This is a genomic window from Halorussus halophilus (assembly GCF_008831545.1).
Classification (GTDB): domain Archaea; phylum Halobacteriota; class Halobacteria; order Halobacteriales; family Haladaptataceae; genus Halorussus; species Halorussus halophilus.
The window spans coordinates 3,552,642-3,572,965 of the sequence record NZ_CP044523.1 but is presented as its reverse complement, the minus strand read 5'-3'; the positions used below and the strand labels follow the sequence as shown (position 1 = coordinate 3,572,965).

The following is a 20,324-nucleotide window of genomic DNA, read 5'->3' as shown; positions in this document are numbered from 1 at the left end:
TAGATGTCCGAGGAGTACGGCCTGCTCGACCTCGACAACTCCGACGGCGTCGGGGACGAGTGGGAGGAAATAGACGTTTCAGACACCGAGGCCGACCGTGTCGCCAGACAGCGGGACCGCGAGTTCGACCAGTTCCGCAAGCGCATCAAGAACACCGAGCGGTTCAAGGTCGAACAGTCGGTGTTCGACGACGCGACGCTGGCGGCGCTCTACCGACTGGTCCAACACGGTTACGTGAAGGCGTTCGGTGGCCCACTCTCCTCGGGGAAGGAAGCGACGGTCTACCTCGCGCTCGGCGACGACGACGAGCACGAGGAAGTCGCGGTGAAAATATACCGTATCAACGCTTCTGACTTCCGAGACATGCGCGACTACCTCGTCGGCGACCCGCGCTTCGAGGAACTGTCGGGGGACAAGAAACGAACTGTGCTGGCGTGGACGAAGAAGGAATTTGCGAATCTCAAGCGCGCCGAGAAAGCCGGCGTGAGGGTACCGGAGCCTATCGCCGTCGAGCGCAACGTGCTGGTGATGGAATTTCTGGGAAGCGACGGCAATCGCGCGCCGACGCTCGACGACGCCCACCTCGAAAATCCCGAGACGGCCTTCGGGGTAGTACGTGAGTACATGCGGCGACTCTACGACGCCGGACTGGTCCACGGCGACCTGAGCGAGTACAACATCATCGTCCACGACGGGGAACTCTGCTTCATCGACCTCGGGCAAGCAGTGACGATTCACCATCCGAACAGCGGCGAGTTCCTGACCCGCGACTGTGCGAACATCGCCTCGTTCTTCCAGCGACAAGGCATGGACGTTCACGGCGACGAGTTGGAGGAGTGGATTCACGAGAACGCTACGCCGAGGCCATAGGACGTGCATTTTTCTGCGGTTGGACGTGCGAGAGTACGCGCAATTTGTACTGAATTAGACAGCGAGAAGCTAGCTGCTTCCGGTGCAAAGGAGAGACCGCAACCGTACAGCACCGCGGCAGCCACGTCCCTCCCCAACCGATACCCACCGCTCCCCTACGGTCGCTCTGGTTATCCCTCGCGCGGGGTTAGCGCGAGATGAACTCGCGCAAGGGCGCGCCGTGGCCCCTGGATCGTCTTCGAAGTCTTCACTGACGAACCGGCGCGTGCGGTCGCACCCCTTGGTGGTGCGACAGTCCCGCGAGAGGTCTCGCTGAGCGTAGCGAAGCGAGGCTCGGAGGACGCGGTTTGTCTGCCGGTGTCTTGGCGAACGAATGTGAGCCAAGGCTCGGAGAACGCGGTTTGTCCTCCGGTGGATGAGCAACACAGCGCGAAAGACGCGACAAGGTCGCGTCTTTCCGAACCGAGAAGCGCAGTCGGGTGGGAAGGTAGTGGCTCCTGCAGTGCAGAGCGGTGCTGTGCAGGGCGGTCTTCTAGGCACCGGCATCAGTGCGGTTCGTAGCTGTGTTTCTTCGAATTGCGAGTTCAGTCCCTAAGGCATGATTTCAGCCCTACGACACCGAAACTGGACAGGACACAGAGTCTTCACTACGAAGACCGTCTGCGTAGTATGGCGTCTATCGCAAACATCACCTTCGCCTGCGAGGACCCCGAGGCACTCGCCGAGTTCTGGGCCGCCGCAGTGGACTACGAAATTCAGGAAGCCCCGCCGGGACTGCTCGAAGCTATCGAGGCCGAGGGCGGGGACCCGAACCGTGCCGCCGCGGCCATCGACCCTGCGGGCGAGGGACCGCGATTGTTCTTCAAGAAGATGGCTCGCTCGTCGCCCGAACACATCCCGATTCACCTCGACTTGAGTGCCGATGACCGCGAATCGGAGGTCGAACGATTGACGGAACTCGGTGCGACCGAAGTCGAGACCAAGACGGAAACGACTGGTCCGTACACCGAGACGTGGACGGTCATGCACGACCCAGAAGGAAACGGCTTCTGCGTGCAGTCCCCGCCGGAGGAATGAGAATTGGAGGAACTCACTGCACGTGAGTACCACCCACGGACACGACGCAGCAAAGGCTTAAACCAGCCTGAGCGCATACGACCACATATGCAACACGTGAAGATTCCGCAGGACCGGATTGGCGTTCTTATCGGTGAAGGTGGTGAGACGATGCGCGAAATCGAGAGCGAGGCAGAGGTGCGTCTCGACATCGACTCCGAAGATGGCTCGGTGAAGGTCGAGAAGACCGGCGACCCGATTCGCGGCCTGAAAGGCCCGGAAATCGTCAAGGCCATCGGTCGGGGGTTCGCGCCCGACGAAGCCCTCTCGCTGTTGGAAGACGACATGCGGATGTTCGACGTCATCGACATCGACGCCGCCGCCCGGAACAAGAACGACCTCGAACGGCAGAAAGGCCGACTCATCGGTGAGAACGGTCGCACGCGGGAGCTGATGGAAGAGCTGACCGGTGCCAACGTGGTCATCTACGGCACCACGATGGGCATCATCGGCCAGCCGAAGCAGGTTGACGTGGCCCGCAGTGCCGCCGAGATGATTCTGGATGGTGCTCCGCACGGTTCTGTCTACTCGTTCCTCGAACGCAAGCGCAACGAGATGAAGCGACAGGGGATGGAGTTCCACCAGTTCTCGGGCTAGTCGAGTACTACAAAGATGAGCCGCACGTTCGAGATATCGGGCAAGCGGCTCTTACTCTTCTTCATCGGAGTTTCGATGGCCGTGCCAGCGGTGCTTCTGGCGGACCTGGTGTTGCCGCTCGATAGTCTCGCCAGCGTCGCGTTAGCCGCACTCATCGGGGCGTTACTACTCGCAACGACAGTCGGCCTGTGGCGATGGGAGACCGAAAGCGAATGGAAGCGTCTCGGGACGGACGAAGACATCACGTGGGACCCGATTGCGCACCCCGGACAAGCGGCCAAACATAGGTGGGAGAAGGCAGTCCGTCGCTTACCCGGCGGGGACGACGAGGAGGACTAGTTTTCCGTCGCCTCCACCCTTTCTTTCACTTATAAAGAATGCTGTGCGAGTAGTTGACACTCTCGAATTCGGGACTTGTGCATGACATTCACACACCACTAAGGAAAGGTTTATATAGAATGGCAATCAATCATTGCACTGAATCATGGCACAACGAATGGGTAACCAGCCGATGATCGTACTTTCCGAGGACAGCCAGCGCACCTCCGGAAAGGACGCACAGTCGATGAACATCACCGCCGGGACCGCAGTTGCGGAGGCCGTACGGACGACACTCGGTCCGAAAGGCATGGACAAGATGCTCGTGGACTCCACGGGCGAGGTCGTCGTCACGAACGACGGCGTCACGATTCTGAAGGAGATGGACATCGAGCACCCGGCGGCCAACATGGTCGTCGAAGTCTCGGAAACGCAGGAGACCGAGGTCGGCGACGGCACCACGACCGCCGTCGTCGTCGCCGGTGAACTCCTCGAAAAGGCCGAGGACCTCCTCGAACAGGACATCCACGCGACCACGCTCGCACAGGGGTACCGACAGGCCGCCGAGAAGGCCAAGGAACTCCTCGAAGAGAAGGCCATCGACGTGGACGCAGACGACAGCGAGACCCTCCAGAAGATCGCCGCCACGGCGATGACCGGCAAGGGCGCGGAGAACGCCAAAGACCAACTCGCAGGCCTCGTCGTGGACGCCGTCCAGAGCGTCGCCGACGAAGACGGCGTGGACACGGACAACATCAAGGTCGAGACCGTCGTTGGCGGTTCCATCGACCAGTCCGAACTCGTCGAGGGCGTCATCGTGGACAAGGAGCGCGTCCACGAGAACATGCCGTACTTCGCCGAGGACGCAAACATCGCTCTCCTCGATTCCGCGCTGGAAATCAAGGAGACCGAAATCGATGCGGAAGTCAACGTCACCGACCCCGACCAACTCCAGCAGTTCCTCGACCAGGAAGAGGACCAGCTTCGTGAGATGGTCGAATCCCTCGAAGATGTCGGCGCAGACGTCGTCTTCGTGGACGGCGGCATCGACGACATGGCCCAGCACTTCCTCGCGGAGAAGGGCATCATCGCGGTCCGCCGCGCGAAGTCCGACGACATGGCGAAGCTCGCCCGCGCGACCGGTGCCTCCCGCGTCAGCAGTGTCGAGGACATCGAAGAGTCTGACCTCGGCTTCGCTGGCTCCGTCGCCCAGAAGGACGTCGGCGGCGACCAGCGCATCTTCGTCGAAGACGTCGAGGAAGCGAAGTCCGTGACCCTCATCCTCCGCGGCGGCACCGAACACGTCGTGGACGAAGTCGAACGTGCCATCGACGACAGTCTCGGCGTCGTCCGCACGACGCTGGAGGACGGTCAGGTCGTCCCCGGCGGCGGCGCACCCGAGACGGAACTCGCACTGGAACTCCGCGACTACGCAGACAGCGTCGGCGGCCGCGAACAGCTGGCCGTCGAAGCGTTCGCCGACACGCTGGAAGTCATCCCGCGCACCCTCGCAGAGAACGCGGGTCTCGACCCCATCGACTCGCTGGTTGACCTCCGTAGCAAGCACGACGGCGGCGAGTTCGCCTCCGGACTCGACGCCTACACCGGCGAAGTCGTCAACATGGAAGAGGACGGCGTCGTCGAACCCCTCCGAGTCAAGACGCAGGCCATCGAGTCCGCGACGGAAGCGGCCGTCATGCTCCTGCGCATCGACGACGTCATCGCGGCTGGCGACCTGAAAGGCGGTCAGGTTGACCCCGACGACGGCGGCGACGCAGGCGGCCCGCCCGGCGGCGCTGGCGGAATGGGCGGCGGCATGGGCGGCATGGGCGGTATGGGCGGCATGGGCGGAGCGATGTAAGCTCCGGTCAGTTAGGTCAACCCATACACCCACCGCTGTCCGGTCCCGCGGCTTCACCGCTTCACGGCGAGATTCCTCCGGAATCTCGTTCGCACCGTCTGCAAAACACAGCTTCTCCGTTTCTTTTACGCGCCGAGTAGCACTCCGTTCGTCGCTAAAAATCACTCAGCAGCGTCTTCCTCACGAGTTGGGACGCCCCGCGTCGAAGTCGCTCCGAAGCCGACTGGCCGCTGACGCCGAGTTGCTCACCGAGGTCGTCCAGCGACAACTGTCGCGGCACGTCGAAGTAGCCGTTCTGTTCCGCGACGACGAGGGCGTGGCGCTGTTCGGGACTGAGACCGAACTCGTCTTCGAGGTCCGACTCGCCGGGGGTGTAGAGTCGGCGGAGTTGGAACTGAACGTCGTTTTCCGTACAGAACTCGCGCATCTCGACGACCGATTCGCGGTCGGGAAACCGAACGCGGCGTTGCCAGCCTTCGTGCGTTCCCGTCGCAGCCAGCGGTCCAGCCCCGAGACGCTGGTAGACGGGATACACTGGTTGGAGGTTCTCGGAGGCGAGTCGGACGCGGTAGAGTTTCCGGCCGCCCAACTCTTCGAGGACGTTGTACGTCCGAACGGTCGGGTCCTCGTCGAGACCGACCTCGAAGGTGTCGAAGTCACCGCCGAACGCCCACATGACGAGTACCGGGGTGTCGGAACTCGTCGCCATCTGCCCTTCTAACTCGACTGTGATGTCGGTGTCCGCGTCCAACGCCGTCGTCAGTGCGAGGTCCGGCGCGCGGAGTGTGAATTCGGCGATGAGGCTCATTGGCTTCACGTACTTCCGGTCGCATGAAAGGGTGTCGGAACGAGTTAGGTCGCGGTCGAAAACCGTCGCCGGAGTCCGGTAGCGCGACGGCGGTTTTCGACCGCCCAGCGACGAGGTTCGCCTACTCCACCTTGATGTCGAGGTCGAACTGTTCGTGTTCGCTCGCGGCGTTCAGGACGACGCTGGTGTTGCTCTCCTTGATGTTCGGGTCGTTGAGCAGCGTCTTGATCTGGCGGTTCATCCCGTCCGTGTCCGCGAACTTCCCGACCGCGATGATGTCGTAGTCGCCGGTCACTTCGTAGACGCTTATCATCTGGTCTTCCGACCCGAGCAGGTCGGTCACGTCCGAGAGCGCGTCGCCCTCGACCTTCAGTTGGAGGATGGCAGTGACGTCGTAACCCAACTCGTCGTAATCGACCTTCGGCGTGTAACCGTCGATGATGCCCTCCGATTCGAGGTCCTTCAGGTGGTTCGACACCGTCGTCACCGACACGTCGAGTTCTTCGGCGAGACTGCGGAGACTCGCGCGACCGTCACCTAGTAGTGCGTTCACCAACTTCGCATCGAGATTTTCGTACGTCATTACGCTCACCAACACGCCCCACCCATTAGAATTTTACGAATATCCAATTCCCAGCGCGAAAGCCAGAGTTGCGCTTACCAGTAACGTTTTAGTAATGGACGTACTCGTGTAGGATGACGACAAAGATGACGGATGGACAAATCGAGGCGAGTAAGGATTCGGGGCTGAGTGAAGCTGAAAAGGACGTACTGGACACCATCGAAGCGGAGAACGTCGATTTCGTCCGTCTTCAGTTTACTGATATTACGGGTACTGTGAAAAACGTCAGTGTTCCGGCGTCCCAAGTCGAGAAAGCCTTCGAAGAAGGCATCTGGTTCGACGGTTCCAGTATCGAGGGCTTCGTCCGGATTCAGGAGAGCGACATGCGTCTCGAACCGGACCCCGAGACGTTCGCCATCCTCCCGTGGCGCACCGACGAGGACACCGCGAGCGCGCGTCTCATCTGCGACGTGGTCAACACCGACGGCACGCCGTTCGAAGGCGGCCCGCGCCAAGTACTGCGGAGCGTCCTCGAAGAGGCCGAAGAGATGGGCTACTCAGTCAGTATCGGCCCGGAACCGGAGTTCTTCCTGTTCGAGAAAGACGAAGACGGCAAGGCGACGACGATTCCCCACGACTCCGGCGGTTACTTCGACCTCGCGCCGAAGGACCTCGCGTCTGACGTGCGGCGTGAAATCATCTTCACACTCGAACAGATGGGCTTCGAAATCGAGGCCAGCCACCACGAAGTCGCCGACGGCCAGCACGAAATCAACTTCAAGTACGACGACGCGCTGACCGCGGCGGACAACATCGCCACGTTCCGCGCCGTCGTGCGCGCCGTCGCCGAGCAGAACGACATGCACGCGACGTTCATGCCCAAGCCCATCAGCGCCATCAACGGCTCTGGCATGCACAGCCACATCAGCCTCTTCGACGACGAAGGCAACGCCTTCGCCGACGAGGACGACGAGTTCAACCTCAGCGAGACAGCGTACAAGTTCATGGGCGGCATCCTGAACCACGCCCAAGCGTTCACCGCCGTCACGAACCCGACGGTCAACTCCTACAAGCGTCTCGTTCCCGGCTACGAGGCCCCCGTCTACGTCGCGTGGAGCGGCGTGAACCGTTCGTCGCTCATCCGCGTTCCGGACGCCGCGGGCGCGAGTTCCCGGTTCGAGATTCGCAGTCCCGACCCCTCGTGTAACCCCTACCTCGCGCTGGCGGTCGTCATCAAGGCCGGACTGGAGGGCATCGAGAACGACGCCGACCCCGGCGACCCCGTCCGCGAGGACATCTACGAGTTCGACGACGAGAAACTCGACGAGTACGGTATCACGACCCTCCCGGAAAGTCTCGGTGCCGCCATCGACGCGCTCGAAGAGAGCGAAGTCGTCCGCGACGCACTCGGCGACCACGTGACCGAGAAGTTCGCGGAAGCGAAGCGCGCCGACGTGGCAGACTACAAGACCCACGTCTCCTCGTGGGAGAAAGAGAAGTACCTCGAAAAGTTCTAGGTGGTCTCGGTCGCTGATTCTCTACGCAGTCTCGCTCGCAGGTTCTTTTTCGACGCGCCCGACGACGAGCGGGAGTGCCAAGATGCCCGCAGGAATCACGGCGTTGAGGACGAACACCGCCGGAAGCGGCAGTCCGAATCTGTTTCCGACGACCCCGACTGCACCGAGAACGGCCAGGCCGACGGCCGCTTGCGCAGTGCCGACCGACGTTCGCGGAACGTCACCGTAGCCGACCCAGACTGCACTCGCGCCTAAGACGCCCGCCAGCGAGGCGACCGTGTCCGTGGTAAGTCCGTTCGTAGCGATTGCTGCGAGGACGACGGCAAAAGCGACGCCGAAGGCTCGGGTGGGATTCCAATCGGTCGCTTTCACCAGTAGCCCCAGATACGCGAGACCGACTGCGACGCCGACCAGAACGTCTACGACGTAGTGGACGCCGATGATGACCCGTGAAGAGGCGACCAGCGTGACGACGGCGGCCGCGACGATTGCGCGCCGTGAGCGAGTGTGGTGGTCGAGAATCCACGCCAGCAGGACCCAGACGACGGTCGAGCCGATAGCGTGGCCACTCGGAAAGCCGTGGCCTGTCGCGTGACCCACTTGTAGTGAGACGGGCGGTCGCGGGAGGGCGAACAGCCCTTTCAGCGCGAGCGTCAGCGACAGCGCACCGAGGAGGGCCGCGAGCGCGAACGCGCCGCGGCGTCGGTCCACGAACCAGTAGAGCAGTGCGACGGCGACGAACAGGAACCACGCGTCGCCGAGTTGCGTCACGACGGTGAACAGTTCTCGAACGACTTGCGGTACGAGTGCTTCGAGGGCGTCCACGATGCCGAGTCCTCTGCCACCCATCTTCCTGCGATTGGCACGCGAAGCGTTTAGGCGCTACGACTGGACGGGTCGAGGGAACCGAACTTCTTGATTACGAGCGGTAGTGGAACGAGAGCGGCGGGTTACGAGCGGTAGCGGGCGAGGAGAGAGCGATTACGAGCGCAGGTTGCTGATGCGGTCGGCGATACGACCGGGCACGCTCACGGCGCTGATGCCGAAGCCGAACAGCAACATCAGCGTGTAGAGGCCGAGCGTCGAGAGCCAGATGACCGCCATCGCGAAGACGGCCGTCCAGTTCTGCAACCAGAAGAACGCCGCCACGGTCATGACGGTGCCGTACAGCAGGACGAGATACGGCCCCCAACCGCGGGCGTGGCCACGGCGCATCCGCTTGCGGACGTAGCCTTTCAGTTCGGACTCCAGTTCGGGTTTCTCGACCGTTCGTTCCTCGATGTCTTCTTCGAACGATTCTACGTCTGCTTGCAACTCCCGAAGTTCGTCGCGCAATTCGACGATGTCGGGAGCAGAGTCGTCTTCGTCAGTCATGAGTTGGGAGAGTAGTTCTCGTCTGCGTTCGGCGCGCGTCTCGTCGGGTTCCGTCGTGCGCTCGGCGTAACTGCCGGTGTTCGTGAGGACTGTGTTTACGACCCCGCCCAACAGCACGATAGTGCTACCGAAGTAGAACCACGTCACCAGCAACAGCGCGCCAGCCAGAAAGCCGTAGGCGTTCGACCCGGCGACTTGGGCGTAGAACCCGAACAGCACCTGTAACACCGTCCACCCGACGGCGGCAGTCACCGCGCCGGGCAACGCTTCTCGGACAGTCACGCCAGCGTCCGGGAAGACGACGTACAGCGGGAGGAAAATGGGGACGAGCGCGGCGACCAGCACGAGCGTGGTCAGCAGGTCAATGAGTGGAACGTTCGGGAACGCCGTGACGGCGGCGCTGGTCAGCACGAACGCGCCGATTCCGACACCGAGAGCGACCAAGACGGTCAGTCCGTCTTGAATTTGGTCTACGAAGCCCGTGCCACCGGGCGTCGCGTATATCTCGGAGAACGCCGAATCCAGCCCGCGGAACACCTTCAGCGAACTCCACGTGAGCGTGAGGAGGCTGACGACGGTCGCCGTACCGCGACCCTGCGACGTAGTGATGAAGTCCTCGAATCCTTCTAGTGCCGTCGCCGTCAGGATGCCGGAGGCCGCCTCGACAACGTCGGTCGCGAACGCATCGCCGCCGACGAACGAAGCAACCGCGAACGCCAGCAGGAGGAGGGGAATGAGAGAGACGAACGCGTAGTAGGCGATGCTCGCCGCGAGGAACGTTATCTCCTGTTCGCGGATTTCCGTGACGACCGAGCGGGCGACACCGACGGCGGAACCGAATCGACTGGACACGCGACACGTTTCGCCGACGAGATACAAATATTCATGGGCAACGCCCGCGGGTATTGACCGCTCAGGTCTGGGAGTTGCTTCGCTCGTGTCCCGAGGACGAGAGAACAACTACTCGTCGCTCGTCGCGTCTCGAATCTCCGAGACCGTCGCGGGCGTCTTGAACGCCGTGCCGCTGAAGTGTGCACGTGAGGCGTCGAATCCGGCGTCTCGGAGTCGGTCGAGGAAGTCGTCCATCTTCGAGGCCGAGCGAGTCCACTCTTTGCAGAGACGGTGCTGGTCGTAGTGGGTCGGTTCGTGGAGTTCGGCTTCGAGCGTGTCCAGCAGGCGCTCGGCACGGTCGGCGGTGCCCATCTCGTCGTCTACTTCTCCGCGCACGTCGGCGACGAACTCGGCGTCGTGGGCGGGGCCGAGCCACAGTGGTCCGGCGGTGAGCATGCGCTCGCTCTCGCACTCGGGGCACGAGTCGAACGGGTCGGCGATGAGCCCCGAATCAGACTCTCGGTAGAGGCAGTCCTCGCAGTGGTAGACGTGACCGAGTTGGTCGATGGCGTTGTTCGCGTCGGTCGCGCTGTGGTCGAGTTCGAGGTAGGTCCGGACGTAGTGGTTCGTCGCGTGACTCAGAATCGGCGTGACGCCAGCGTCGTAGCGCGCCGCTGTGCGAGCGAGCGCCGAGAGGAGGATTCGTAGCCCCATCTCGGCGTGGTAGTCGGTGTTCTGTGGGACGGCACTGTACTTGCGGACGCCGCTGTGGAAGTGCGCGCCACAGAGCGGTGCGGTGTCGGTCGCAGTGACACAGACTAAATCTCTGGTGTTGGCGAAGGCGGCGTCAGCGAAGGGAATCGGCGTCCCGAACGGGTCGATGTCCACCACGTCGAACACCTCCTCGTGCATGAGCGCGTTGGCGTCGCGCTGGACGACCTCGCCTTCGAGGTCGTTGCGCGCCAGATTGCGCTCGCAGAGGTCGATTGCGTCGGAGTCGATGTCGGCCATGGTGACGTTCCACCCTTCGGCGGCGGCGCGGGTACCTCTAATTCCGCTGGCGGCCATCGCGTCGAGGTAGTACTCGGCTCGCTCCTCGCGGTCGCGGTACGCGCGCAGGACTGCGACGGTCACGTCGCGGTTCAACTCCTGTACCGGGTTGAAGAACACCCCGTCGCCGATGCCGTCGTCGGCCTGCTCGGGGACCTCGACCTCGACAGCGCCTTCGCTGACGTGCATACTGCTGGGTTTCGGTTCGGTGGCGAAAAGGGATGCGACTCTCGATTGGTGGCTCCGCTCGCGCGGTTCGAAGTACCGCGTTGTGCGCGAGCGGTGTCTTGGCGAAGCGAGCCAAGGCTCGGAGGACGCGGTTTATCCTCCGGTGGAACCGCGAGCGCCGAGTTAGTCGGACTGGCGGTGTACGAGGTCGAAGACACTGCTGGCTGACTCGCCAGTTCCCTGCTCGCAACCGCGCGAAGCGTCCGCGACGAGTTGGTTCCCGCTTCGTATTTGAACGTTCGCGTCGATTTGTGGATAGGAGCGCGGTGAGTACGACTGCAAACAGCACCGCAACGCAATCTATCGCCGGTTCGAAACAGCGCCCCTCGCTCCCGGCCATCCCCCGGAGCGCGCTCCCCACTGGTGGACGCGCGAGATGATTCTGCGAAAATTCGCGTTTCTGGTGGTTGGCTTTCCGGGCGTTTCGGTGGTTGTCTTGGCCCACAGGATGCGGAAACGGCGGAGCCGTTTCCGGGGAGGTGTGGGGACTGCGACAGGGCTCGTGAGCGAAGCGAACCAGCCCGTCTGCGGGGTTTGCACGGCTATGCACCGGGAGTAGTTAGCTGCTCGGTAGTTGCGGTCGCAGTTGCAGTTCTCGTCGTCACAGAAGTACCTACAGAAGAAAGTACACCGATTCCTGCGAGTTGTGACACCGGAACCTGTTTAGCCCCACCGTCCAAACCAGTCGGCCGTGTCGCTGGCTACTACTGCTCACCGACCCGACGAGGAGGTGCCCAACCCCGTCGCATGAACGTGGTCGAGCAGTGGCAGTCGGACCTCGAATCGGCTGGGCAACTCACGCCGACGGTGACCAACGCCATCCTTCGCGCCCACGACGACCGCGGCGCGCAGGCCATCGAAGCCGTCTCGGAGGGCCGAGTCAAAGAGTACCGGGACTTCACCGTCGTCGTCGGCCACGACGACGAGTACATCGTCGAAGACGAGGGCTGTGGCTGTCGAGACAGCGAGTACAACCTCGACCCCGAGGACCCCACGGACCTCTGTTGGCACGTCATCGCGGTGGGAATCGCCGAGCGCGTCGGCGAGGTAGACCACCACGACATGTGGTACTCTGACGTGCGGGAGTTCTTGTAACTCGAACCGATTACGGCCAGTCCGCCGGTAGTTCGCCTTCGTGCGTCCGTAACAACTCCACGAGCGGCGCAATCTCGTCGTATCGCGGGCCGCGCCGAATGTAGTTCGTCTCGCGGTTCCACTCGATGAAGCCCGCATCTTCGAGGTGCGGGAGGTGAGTGTGGTGTAGCGATATCGGGACTTGGCCGTCGGGTGCTGTCGGAGTGCAGAAGTCGGATGGCGTGAGTTTCTCGTCGTCGGAATCAACGTCGGCGAGTGCAGTCAGGAGTTGGCGTCGGGGCGATTTGCAGAGCGCCTTCAACAGTGGGTCGAACGTCGTCTCTCCCCCATACCGAGTGCGACCACCTTCCGATTGTGTCTGATTGCTCATTCTGTTCAGTGCCGAGTGGTGAGAAGCAGACGAACTCCCCCTCCACGTTCGGTAGAACACTAGTCGGACTGTGCCCACATTATATTTGCGGATAGCGCAGTCAATTGAGTGTGGAATCCACAATTCAGGAGCAATAAAATATGGAGATTCGCACAAATATTGGTCAGGAAGGTAATTTTGGTAGTGAGTTACGCGTCTTCGCCATCTTTGAACGCGAATTCGGCCCACGGGCGAGTGTAATGATTCGTGTTGATTTCTGAAGACTCGATTTCGAAACCCATCGAGGCGAGGTCGTTCGTGATTTCGGTCAAGTCTTGCGTGTCGGTCGCCACGACTTCGATGTAGATGTTCCGCATGCTGGTGAGCATCTCACGCACGTCTACGACGCCGTGCGAGTCGAGGGCGGCTGCGGCAAGGTTCTCGCGCTCGTCTGCTGGCGCGTTGCAGACGAACAGGACGTGAAGCGGGAAGTTGGCGCGTTCGTAGTTGATTTTGGGGTAGTAGCCCTCGACGATGCCGCTTTCCTCCAACTCTTCGATTCGGTTTCTGACCGTACTGGCCGACACCTCGACCTCCTCGGCGATGTCGGCGATTGTGGTGTTGCGAGCGTCTCGTTGCAGCGCGTACAAGATTCCGTGGTCGATTTCGTCGAGCGTGGCGGAACTCATGAGTCGATGAAGAACCGCGTCCTAAATGAAGCTTCGTCCGGTCCCGAGTTTGTACAACTACAGTACGGATTCCGCCAGAAATCTCGTCGGCCAGATATAATTTCCACCATTAGACTGCGGAAATATTATTTCGTGCCGCCTTAGCTGCGGGTTTCTGCACGATACATAAATTCTTATGTGGAAGTACGGCCAAAGCAGTTGCAATGAAATCAGAGCTGGCATCTAAACAGGTGGTCGATGCCGTGGCAGCGGAGGAAGGGGTGTCGCCACACGAGTTGGCGAAGCCACTCTACGAAGTCGTCAACACCGATGCGCTGAACGACTTCTTTGCGGGCCCCACCGACGGCGGGAGCGCGCCGATTCAGATTACGTTCGAGTACCACGGCTACGAAGTCAGTGTCGAGAGCGACGACCAGACAGCACTCACAGTGCAGGTCGAACCGGCCGCGAAAGCGGAACCCAAGCAGAAGACAGGCGCAGACGATTAGGGATTCTTGCTCCGCGCAGAACCGACGCTGACGACCACCCGCGCTGGGCAGGTCACTTTTCAGTCTCGCGGGCAAATCTCGACTGAAATGGCGACCATCGCGGAGTTCACGATTCCGGCAGACGACTTCCCGTTGGGTCGGATTTTCGACGGCATCCCGGAAGCGACAGTCGAACTCGAACGAGTCGTTCCGACTAACAAGTACATTCTTCCGTATTTCTGGGTTCGCAACCACGACCCGGACTACATCGGGAGCGTTCTCACAGACGAACCCGACTTCGAAACCGTGACCCTCGTCGATAGCCTCGACGAGGAAGGACTCTTTCGCGCCCAGTGGAACCACGACGTCGATGGCATCTTGACGGCAGTCATCGACAACAACCTGACTATCCTCTCTGCGCTCGGAACGAAAGACCACTGGACGTTCGAGTTTCGCGCCGAAGACACCGACCAGATCGCCCGGTTTCAACAGTTCTGCAACGACCACGACATCGACGCGCGACTCACTCGGTTGAAGTCGTTAGCAGAGATGCAGACGGGCGACCAGTACGGACTGACCCCGAACCAGCGAGAGGCGTTGCTGCTGGCGTTCACCGAAGGCTACTACGACGACCCGCGAGAGACCGACCTCCAAACGCTCGCCGACGAACTCGGGATTTCGCGCCCTGCGTTCGCTAATCGCCTCAGACGGGGCACACGCAACATCTTCAAGAGTACTATCGCTCACCATTCGTCCAGGGAGGGCCAGTAATCTCCGAACCATCGTTTAAAGGAGTTCCATAGTTAATAGCAACCCCCTAACCGATACCACGCGTACGAAGAGGTGAGAATGAACAAAAAGCGGAAGACCGGAGGGACATCTGCGGAGCGTTCGGACGTATTCGAGTACGACATCAGCGACTCCGAGACAGTAGTCGAAGCGGTACTCAACGCAGTGAGCACATTCACAGACATTCCGTCCTCACCACCGGAAGCCTCGGTGTCGGCCGACGGCGGGCGCGAGACACTGCCACCGCTACACGAGGTCATCGAACCGGACGCACTCACCGACTTATCGGCAAGTTCACGGGCGACCGCCAACGTTCGGGTCACGTTCCACTACGTCGGGTGTGAAGTGACGGTCACAGACACCAACACGGTGCGAGTGAGCGAGTAACCGGCAGAGGAAGATTTCAGCGTGTAACGGGCGGTCTCTACTCCCCGCAGATATCGACGAAGTTCTGAAGGATGGTTAGACCCGTCTCGCCGCTCTTCTCGGGGTGGAACTGCGTGCCGAAGACGGTCCCCGACTCGTCGGCGACGACGGCCGGGAACTGGACGCCGTAGTCTGTGGTGGCGACCACGGCGTCTTCGTCGTCCGGCACTGCGTAGTAAGAGTGGACGAAGTAGGCGTGTTCGCCATCGACCCCCTCGACGAGTGGGTGTTCCCGCTCGACGGAGAGTTCGTTCCAGCCCATGTGGGGCACTTTCTGTCCTTCGGCGAAGCGGACGTTCGTGCCGGGAATCAGGTCGAGACCTTTCACGTCTCCCTGACCTGCGCGCTCTGCTTCCTCGCTCGTCGTCAGTAGCATCTGCATGCCGAGACAGATGCCGAACAGCGGCGTGTCCGATTCGGCGACCGAAATCAGTTCCTCGCGGAGCGGTCCGGCGTTCTCGACGCCCTCGCGGAACGCGCCGACGCCCGGCAGGACGACGCCGTCGGCGTCGTGGAACGTCTCGGGGTCGTCGCTGATTTCGACGGACGCTCCGGCGCGCTCCAAGCCACGGGTGGCACTCCGCAGGTTGCCGAGACCGTAGTCCACGACCACGACGTCGGCCGTCGCGCCGTCGCGTTCGCGGTCGCTGGCAGTCGTCTGACTCATACGAGAAGATGAGAACGCGGTGGGCAAGTCGCTTTCCCTTGGGGCGAAAAACGACGCGCTGGAAGGTTAGTCGTCTTGCAGATTGCCGACTAGCTCGGCGACGTGACCCAGTTCGTCTTCGTTGATGGTGTGGCCCATGCCTTCGTAGATGTTCTCGGTCACGTCGGCGTCCAGTTCGTCCAGCACGTCGGCGGTTTCGTGGACGCGTTCCAGCGGGATGTGTGGGTCGCGGTCGCTACACCCCAAAAACACCGGCGTCCCGTCCAACGACCCCTCGTACTCGCGGGGCGTGCCTTCGGGGCCGATGAGTCCACCGCTCAGAGCCGCCAAGCCGCCATATCGCTGGGCGTTTCGCGCGACGAACTCACTGGCGAGACAGCCGCCTTGCGAGAAGCCGACGAGCGCAGTTTTTTCGGCTGGGATTCCGGCGTCTTCGACCGTTCCGAGTACGTCGCCGACCTTCGCCAGCGCGGAGGAGAGCCACGGTTCGTTCTGCTCCATCGGCGCGAGGAACGACTGGGGGTACCACGTCGCGCGGGCGGCCTGCGGCGCGAGGTAAGCCACCCCATCGGCGTCGAACTCCCCCGCGAAGTCGAGCATTCCGGTCGCTCGCGCGCCACGACCGTGGAGCAACACGACGGCGGCACTCGCTTCGGAGAGTTCGACGCCTGCCGTCTCGACTGGCTGGTTCTCGTGGATGTCGTCTGCGTCGCTCATCGGTCTGCCTCCATGGCCCGAGACACGTCGATGTTTGCGAGACCACGCTGTAGCCGCTCGCGGTCGTCTTCCAGCCACGGCGGGAGTTTGAGCGAAGAGCCCAGTTCCGCCGGTTCCTCGTCGCGGGTGAACCCCGGCGGGTCGGTGGCTATCTCGAAGAGGACGCCGCCGGGTTCCCGGAAGTAAATCGAGCGGAAGTACTGGCGGTCTTTGACCTCCGTGACGCGAAGCCCCTCCTCCGTCAGTCGCTCGCGCCACGCGAGTTGGGACTCGTCGTCTGGCGTTCGGAACGCGACGTGGTGAACGGTGCCCGCACCTTGGAGGCCCCGCGGGTCGTTCGAGGCGTCCCGGAGGTCCACGACACACGCTCGGTCGCTCGCGGCGCGGTATCGAGTTCGGTCGCCCTCGTCGCCTTCGCTCTCTTTCTCGTATCCCAATGTTTCGAGGACAGTTTTTGTCCCCTCGAAATCGGACGAGTCGAGGGTGACGCCGTGGAAGCCCCGAATCGCGTGTTCGGTCGGGACCGGCCCGTCTGTCCACGGATCGATGTCGTCGTTTCGCCCGGACTCGACCAGTTCGAGCGGTTGGCCGTCGTAGTCGCTGAATCGCACGACGGTCTCGCCGAACCGCTGTTCGGTGCCGGAGATACTGAGGTCGAACTCGGCTTCGAACTCGCGGAGTCTGTCCAACCAGTAGTCGGCCGACCCCTCCGGTACGACGAAGGCAGTCGCGCTGACCTGTCCCGGTCCGACCCGGCCGGATTGGGTGCCCTCGAAGGGGAAGAAGGTCAGGATGGTGCCGGGGTGGCCGAGTTCGTCGCCGTAGTAGAGATGGTAGGTTTGGGGGTCGTCGAAGTTGACCGTCTGTTTCACCAGTCGGAGACCGAGGACTTCGGTGTAGAAGTCCACGTTCCGCTGGGGGTCGCTGGCGATTGCCGTCACGTGGTGGATGCCGGGGATAGTGTCTGTCATGGTGATGGCTTACTGATGAGGGTGGTGTCTGTCATGATGATGGAGTACTCCTGAGGATGGTGTCTGTCACGGTGAGGGTAAGTCTCGTCTCGAAGCAGGTAGTAACACTACGTAACTAAGTTCGAACCCGAACTACTATAGCCGTTCGGCGACGCTACTGTAAGCAGGTAACACCGATGTCGCTACCAACCCACGACGACGCGGAGGCGGGTCCCTGTTCGGTCATCGAGTCCATCGAGCAAATCGGCTCGAAGTGGCGACTCGTCGTCCTCCACGACCTCCAAGACGGCGAGAAGCGATTCAACGAACTCAAACGCTCGACGGGCGCGAGTTCCCGCACCCTCTCGCGGGTCTTGGACGACCTCCAAGAGACGGGGTTCGTGGAGCGCCGACTCGAAGAGGAGTCGCCGGTAGCGACGTACTACTCGCTGACGGAGAAAGGTACCTCGCTCTGTCCGGTCTTCGAGGAAATCGAGTGCTGGGCAGACGAGTGGTTGGACGGGTCTCCCGAGAGCTGAGAGCGGTCGAAACGTCCGTTCGAGAGAACGATGCTCCACGGGAACTGGAGTGAGTTCGGACATATTATCCGAGAATAGATTCTTAGCGACAGGTTCTGTACGATACATTAGAAATTTAGTTACAATTGCTTGGTTTTAATACTAAATAGAATAGAGGAAGAATCACGTCATGCAACGACGTACCTTCCTCAAACTCGTCGCGGCCTCGACTGCTACCAGCGCGGCGGCCGTCGAAGGCACAGATAGATTCGTCACGACTGCGAGCGCGGCCGCTGGCTCTGCTTGCAGCGGCGTCGATACGCATCCGAAAGTGGAGTTCTACTCCTCGGCCAGCCAGGTAGACCCGGACTACGGGGCACTGACCGACCCCTCAGTCGTCGCGGTCTGGGCCGAACCGAGCGCCACGAACACCGACGACGACGGCAACGGCGACGCCTACAGCTACGACAGCGACACGCCGATTCCGCTCGTCTCGGTCGATAGTGGCGTGTACGGCTTCGGCGCCATCATGCTCGAAGACAGCCAGATAAACTACGACTACGGCAACGAGGAGTTCGTCCTCAACGCGTGGGACGCAGAGATGGGTGGCTCCGGCACCGTCCTCTGGGACGAGGGCCACGGCCAGTACTACACTCTGGACAAGGTTTCGAAGTTCGAGAACTACGCGGAGAACAACGGCTACACGGTCGACGCCACCACGTCGTTGACCAGCGACCTCTCGAACGCAGACGCCGCGGTCATCACCTCGCCCGGCCAAGCGTTCACCAGTTCGGAACTCAGCGACCTCGCCAACTTCGTGAGCAACGGCGGCGCACTGTTCCTGCACGACCAATCGGACTACAACAACAACGACGGGACGCAGTACCTCAACGACCTCGCCGCAGAACTCGGTCTCGCTTACCGGTTCAACGACGACGACATCAACGACGACGGTAGCAACGTCGGCGGGAACAACTACGACATCCTCTCCGGGGAGTTCAACGCGAACAACTTCGGTCTGTTCGCCGACCGTTCCGGCATCGGTCTCGACGCTGGCGTCCGCTATCAGGCGACCGTCACCGACGTGACTGACGGCGACACGGTGGACATCGAGTTCTCCGACGGTTCGACCGCAGAGGTTCGGACGCTCGGCTTCGACTCGCCCGAGACGAAGAAGAACGGCAAGTACGAGGAACCCCAGGGCTTCGAGGGCATCGAGGACGACAAGTATCTCGCCGACTGGGGCGAGAACGCCGCGGACTACGCGACACAGGAGCTCTCCGGTGCGACGGTCGAAATCGAACTCGACCCTGCCGAAGACGTGTGGGACCCGTTCGGTCGCCTGCTGGCGTACGTCTACTACGACCAAGACGGCGACGGTACCATCGACACGCTGTACAACAAAGACGTCCTCCAAAAAGGGTACGCTCGCGTCTACGGGTCGAACCTCTCGAAGCACGACGAGTTCTGGGCCGCCGAGAACGACGCCCAAGCCGCAAACCGCCGCGTCTGGCAACAGAGCGACCCCAGCAACTCCTCGGAAGTGCGTGACCGAGCGGTCGAGGAAGTCTTCTGTCCGGACACTTCCAGCGTCCGCACCACCGGCGGTGCGATTTCCGCCTCGCGCGTGCCGGTGTTCGCCGAGAGTACGGCGTATCAGGATCTCGAAGGCGGCGTCGATTACAGTCAGATTCCGCTCGTCGGCGTCGATTCGGCCAACCGCACCGCGCTAGTCGGCGGTCTCCCAATCGACGAAGGCTACCACAGCGACGCAGCTAGCTACGAACACGAGACGTTCCTGACGAACCTCATCGACTCGCTGTCGAGCAAGTCCGGCCAGATTCTCATCGAGGGGGGCCACGGCCAGTTCAACGAGTCCTACTCGCTGTCGAACGAGGACGCCGTCAACTACCAGCGGTACCTCGAAGGCCAAGACATCGCGTTCGAGCAGGTCAACAGCCTCGACGGGTCCGGTCAGAACGCACTTTCGACGGGCCGTGCCGTCATCGTCACCTCGCCGCGCTCGTGTTATACGACGAGCGAGGTGGACGCACTGAACAACTTCGTGAGCAACGGCGGCGCAGTCGTCCTGATGGGTGCTGGCTGGGGGAAGATTGCACCGGACACCCGGAGCAACCTCAACGACCTCGCCAGTGCGCTCGGCTCTGACCTCCGTCTCAACGCCGACCGTGTGTTGGACGACAGCAACAACATCGGCGACCCCGAGCAGTTGTTCACGTCGAACCTCAACACGACGGACTTCTCGCTCTGGAGTTCGTACAGCTAAGCTGGAGAATCCAATCCGGCCTACGGGAAGGAACTGGCCGGTGTGAAACCGCAGTGGGTGCATGTCCAATATTTTTCGTACGTTCGTCCACCAGATTCCGTATTCGTTTCCCTGAGTCTTTCTACCACAGTGTCTGCGGTAAACAGTGTCAGTATAGATATACAGTAAAGATGTAGAGAAATATAGAAAGAATAGGAAGACTTAACGGGAGCCTGTCTAATGCATTACGTGATTCGGT

At 61.6% G+C, this 20,324-nt stretch carries 22 protein-coding genes; 12 read left to right on the top strand and 10 right to left on the bottom strand.

Going from position 1 to position 20,324, the window contains the following annotated elements; translation table 11 throughout:
• Nucleotides 1-3 precede the first annotated feature (3 nt).
• The 5 genes from rio1 to thsA all read left to right on the top strand — a co-directional run bounded on the left by rio1 (nt 4) and on the right by thsA (nt 4,762).
• The gene (rio1, locus tag F7R90_RS17750) at nt 4-870 is read left to right on the top strand and encodes a serine/threonine-protein kinase Rio1 (RefSeq protein ID WP_158058726.1); all 867 of its coding nucleotides are present in this window, start codon (nt 4-6) and stop codon (nt 868-870) included.
• Nucleotides 871-1,539: 669 nt separating this feature from the next.
• Complete coding sequence (locus tag F7R90_RS17745; RefSeq protein ID WP_158058725.1) at nt 1,540-1,947, top strand: VOC family protein; 408 nt, start codon at nt 1,540-1,542, stop codon at nt 1,945-1,947.
• Nucleotides 1,948-2,034: 87 nt separating this feature from the next.
• Nucleotides 2,035-2,583 (top strand): KH domain-containing protein, encoded by a 549-nt coding sequence (locus F7R90_RS17740; protein ID WP_158058724.1) that lies wholly within the window; start codon nt 2,035-2,037, stop codon nt 2,581-2,583.
• A gap of 15 nt (nt 2,584-2,598) precedes the next feature.
• Complete coding sequence (locus F7R90_RS17735; protein WP_158058723.1) at nt 2,599-2,922, top strand: hypothetical protein; 324 nt, start codon at nt 2,599-2,601, stop codon at nt 2,920-2,922.
• A gap of 145 nt (nt 2,923-3,067) precedes the next feature.
• The gene (gene thsA, locus F7R90_RS17730; protein ID WP_368408525.1) at nt 3,068-4,762 is read left to right on the top strand and encodes a thermosome subunit alpha; all 1,695 of its coding nucleotides are present in this window, start codon (nt 3,068-3,070) and stop codon (nt 4,760-4,762) included.
• 154 nt (nt 4,763-4,916) lie between these two features.
• Here the strand turns inward: thsA and F7R90_RS17725 are convergent, their stop codons facing one another.
• Both F7R90_RS17725 and lrp read right to left on the bottom strand, forming a co-directional pair.
• Nucleotides 4,917-5,570 (bottom strand): helix-turn-helix domain-containing protein, encoded by a 654-nt coding sequence (locus F7R90_RS17725; protein WP_158058722.1) that lies wholly within the window; start codon nt 5,568-5,570, stop codon nt 4,917-4,919.
• A 121-nt stretch (nt 5,571-5,691) separates the two neighbouring features.
• Nucleotides 5,692-6,153, bottom strand: coding sequence for an HTH-type transcriptional regulator Lrp (gene lrp / locus F7R90_RS17720; RefSeq protein ID WP_158058721.1), 462 nt, complete (start codon nt 6,151-6,153; stop codon nt 5,692-5,694).
• A gap of 125 nt (nt 6,154-6,278) precedes the next feature.
• Between lrp and glnA the strand changes: the two genes are divergently transcribed.
• Nucleotides 6,279-7,649 (top strand): type I glutamate--ammonia ligase, encoded by a 1,371-nt coding sequence (gene glnA, locus F7R90_RS17715; RefSeq protein WP_158058720.1) that lies wholly within the window; start codon nt 6,279-6,281, stop codon nt 7,647-7,649.
• Between the two features lie 21 nt (nt 7,650-7,670).
• On the opposite strand, the gene F7R90_RS17710 is transcribed toward glnA, so the two are convergent.
• The 3 genes from F7R90_RS17710 to F7R90_RS17700 all read right to left on the bottom strand — a co-directional run bounded on the left by F7R90_RS17710 (nt 7,671) and on the right by F7R90_RS17700 (nt 11,093).
• Nucleotides 7,671-8,498 (bottom strand): phosphatase PAP2 family protein, encoded by an 828-nt coding sequence (locus F7R90_RS17710; RefSeq protein WP_158058719.1) that lies wholly within the window; start codon nt 8,496-8,498, stop codon nt 7,671-7,673.
• Between the two features lie 132 nt (nt 8,499-8,630).
• On the bottom strand, nt 8,631-9,875 hold the full coding sequence (locus F7R90_RS17705; RefSeq protein WP_158058718.1) for a YihY/virulence factor BrkB family protein: 1,245 nt from the start codon (nt 9,873-9,875) through the stop codon (nt 8,631-8,633).
• 108 nt (nt 9,876-9,983) lie between these two features.
• Nucleotides 9,984-11,093: a tRNA (guanine(26)-N(2))-dimethyltransferase gene (locus F7R90_RS17700; RefSeq protein ID WP_158058717.1), complete on the bottom strand. Its 1,110-nt coding sequence runs from the start codon at nt 11,091-11,093 to the stop codon at nt 9,984-9,986.
• Nucleotides 11,094-11,879: 786 nt separating this feature from the next.
• Between F7R90_RS17700 and F7R90_RS17695 the strand changes: the two genes are divergently transcribed.
• Nucleotides 11,880-12,227, top strand: a complete 348-nt coding sequence (locus F7R90_RS17695; RefSeq protein WP_158058716.1) for a hypothetical protein — start codon at nt 11,880-11,882, stop codon at nt 12,225-12,227.
• Nucleotides 12,228-12,237: 10 nt separating this feature from the next.
• On the opposite strand, the gene F7R90_RS17690 is transcribed toward F7R90_RS17695, so the two are convergent.
• A complete protein-coding gene (locus tag F7R90_RS17690; protein ID WP_158058715.1) occupies nt 12,238-12,597 on the bottom strand; it encodes a DUF7344 domain-containing protein in 360 nt (119 codons plus the stop codon).
• Between the two features lie 188 nt (nt 12,598-12,785).
• Nucleotides 12,786-13,265 carry an Lrp/AsnC family transcriptional regulator gene (locus tag F7R90_RS17685; protein WP_158058714.1) on the bottom strand — a complete coding sequence of 160 codons (480 nt, stop codon included), beginning with the start codon at nt 13,263-13,265 and terminating at the stop codon, nt 12,786-12,788.
• A gap of 203 nt (nt 13,266-13,468) precedes the next feature.
• On the opposite strand from F7R90_RS17685, the gene F7R90_RS17680 reads away from it, so the two are divergent.
• The 3 genes from F7R90_RS17680 (at nt 13,469) to F7R90_RS17670 (ending at nt 14,908) form a co-directional block, all read left to right on the top strand.
• Entirely contained in the window at nt 13,469-13,753 is a 285-nt protein-coding gene (locus F7R90_RS17680) for a HalOD1 output domain-containing protein (protein ID WP_158058713.1), read from the top strand.
• Nucleotides 13,754-13,840: 87 nt separating this feature from the next.
• Nucleotides 13,841-14,503 carry a helix-turn-helix domain-containing protein gene (locus F7R90_RS17675; RefSeq protein ID WP_158058712.1) on the top strand — a complete coding sequence of 221 codons (663 nt, stop codon included), beginning with the start codon at nt 13,841-13,843 and terminating at the stop codon, nt 14,501-14,503.
• A gap of 78 nt (nt 14,504-14,581) precedes the next feature.
• Nucleotides 14,582-14,908: a HalOD1 output domain-containing protein gene (locus tag F7R90_RS17670; protein ID WP_158058711.1), complete on the top strand. Its 327-nt coding sequence runs from the start codon at nt 14,582-14,584 to the stop codon at nt 14,906-14,908.
• Nucleotides 14,909-14,945: 37 nt separating this feature from the next.
• Here the strand turns inward: F7R90_RS17670 and hisH are convergent, their stop codons facing one another.
• The 3 genes from hisH to F7R90_RS17655 form a co-directional block, all read right to left on the bottom strand.
• A complete protein-coding gene (gene hisH, locus F7R90_RS17665) occupies nt 14,946-15,614 on the bottom strand; it encodes an imidazole glycerol phosphate synthase subunit HisH (protein WP_158058710.1) in 669 nt (222 codons plus the stop codon).
• Between the two features lie 66 nt (nt 15,615-15,680).
• Nucleotides 15,681-16,331 carry an alpha/beta hydrolase gene (locus F7R90_RS17660; RefSeq protein ID WP_158058709.1) on the bottom strand — a complete coding sequence of 217 codons (651 nt, stop codon included), beginning with the start codon at nt 16,329-16,331 and terminating at the stop codon, nt 15,681-15,683.
• Nucleotides 16,328-17,302 (bottom strand): ring-cleaving dioxygenase, encoded by a 975-nt coding sequence (locus tag F7R90_RS17655; RefSeq protein ID WP_158058708.1) that lies wholly within the window; start codon nt 17,300-17,302, stop codon nt 16,328-16,330. Before F7R90_RS17655 ends, F7R90_RS17660 begins: the two co-directional genes overlap by 4 nt.
• 176 nt (nt 17,303-17,478) lie before the next feature.
• Between F7R90_RS17655 and F7R90_RS17650 the strand changes: the two genes are divergently transcribed.
• Both F7R90_RS17650 and F7R90_RS17645 read left to right on the top strand, forming a co-directional pair.
• Nucleotides 17,479-17,820: a winged helix-turn-helix transcriptional regulator gene (locus F7R90_RS17650; protein WP_158058707.1), complete on the top strand. Its 342-nt coding sequence runs from the start codon at nt 17,479-17,481 to the stop codon at nt 17,818-17,820.
• Between the two features lie 169 nt (nt 17,821-17,989).
• Nucleotides 17,990-20,086, top strand: a complete 2,097-nt coding sequence (locus F7R90_RS17645; RefSeq protein ID WP_158058706.1) for a thermonuclease family protein — start codon at nt 17,990-17,992, stop codon at nt 20,084-20,086.
• The last annotated feature ends 238 nt before the right edge of the window (nt 20,087-20,324 follow it).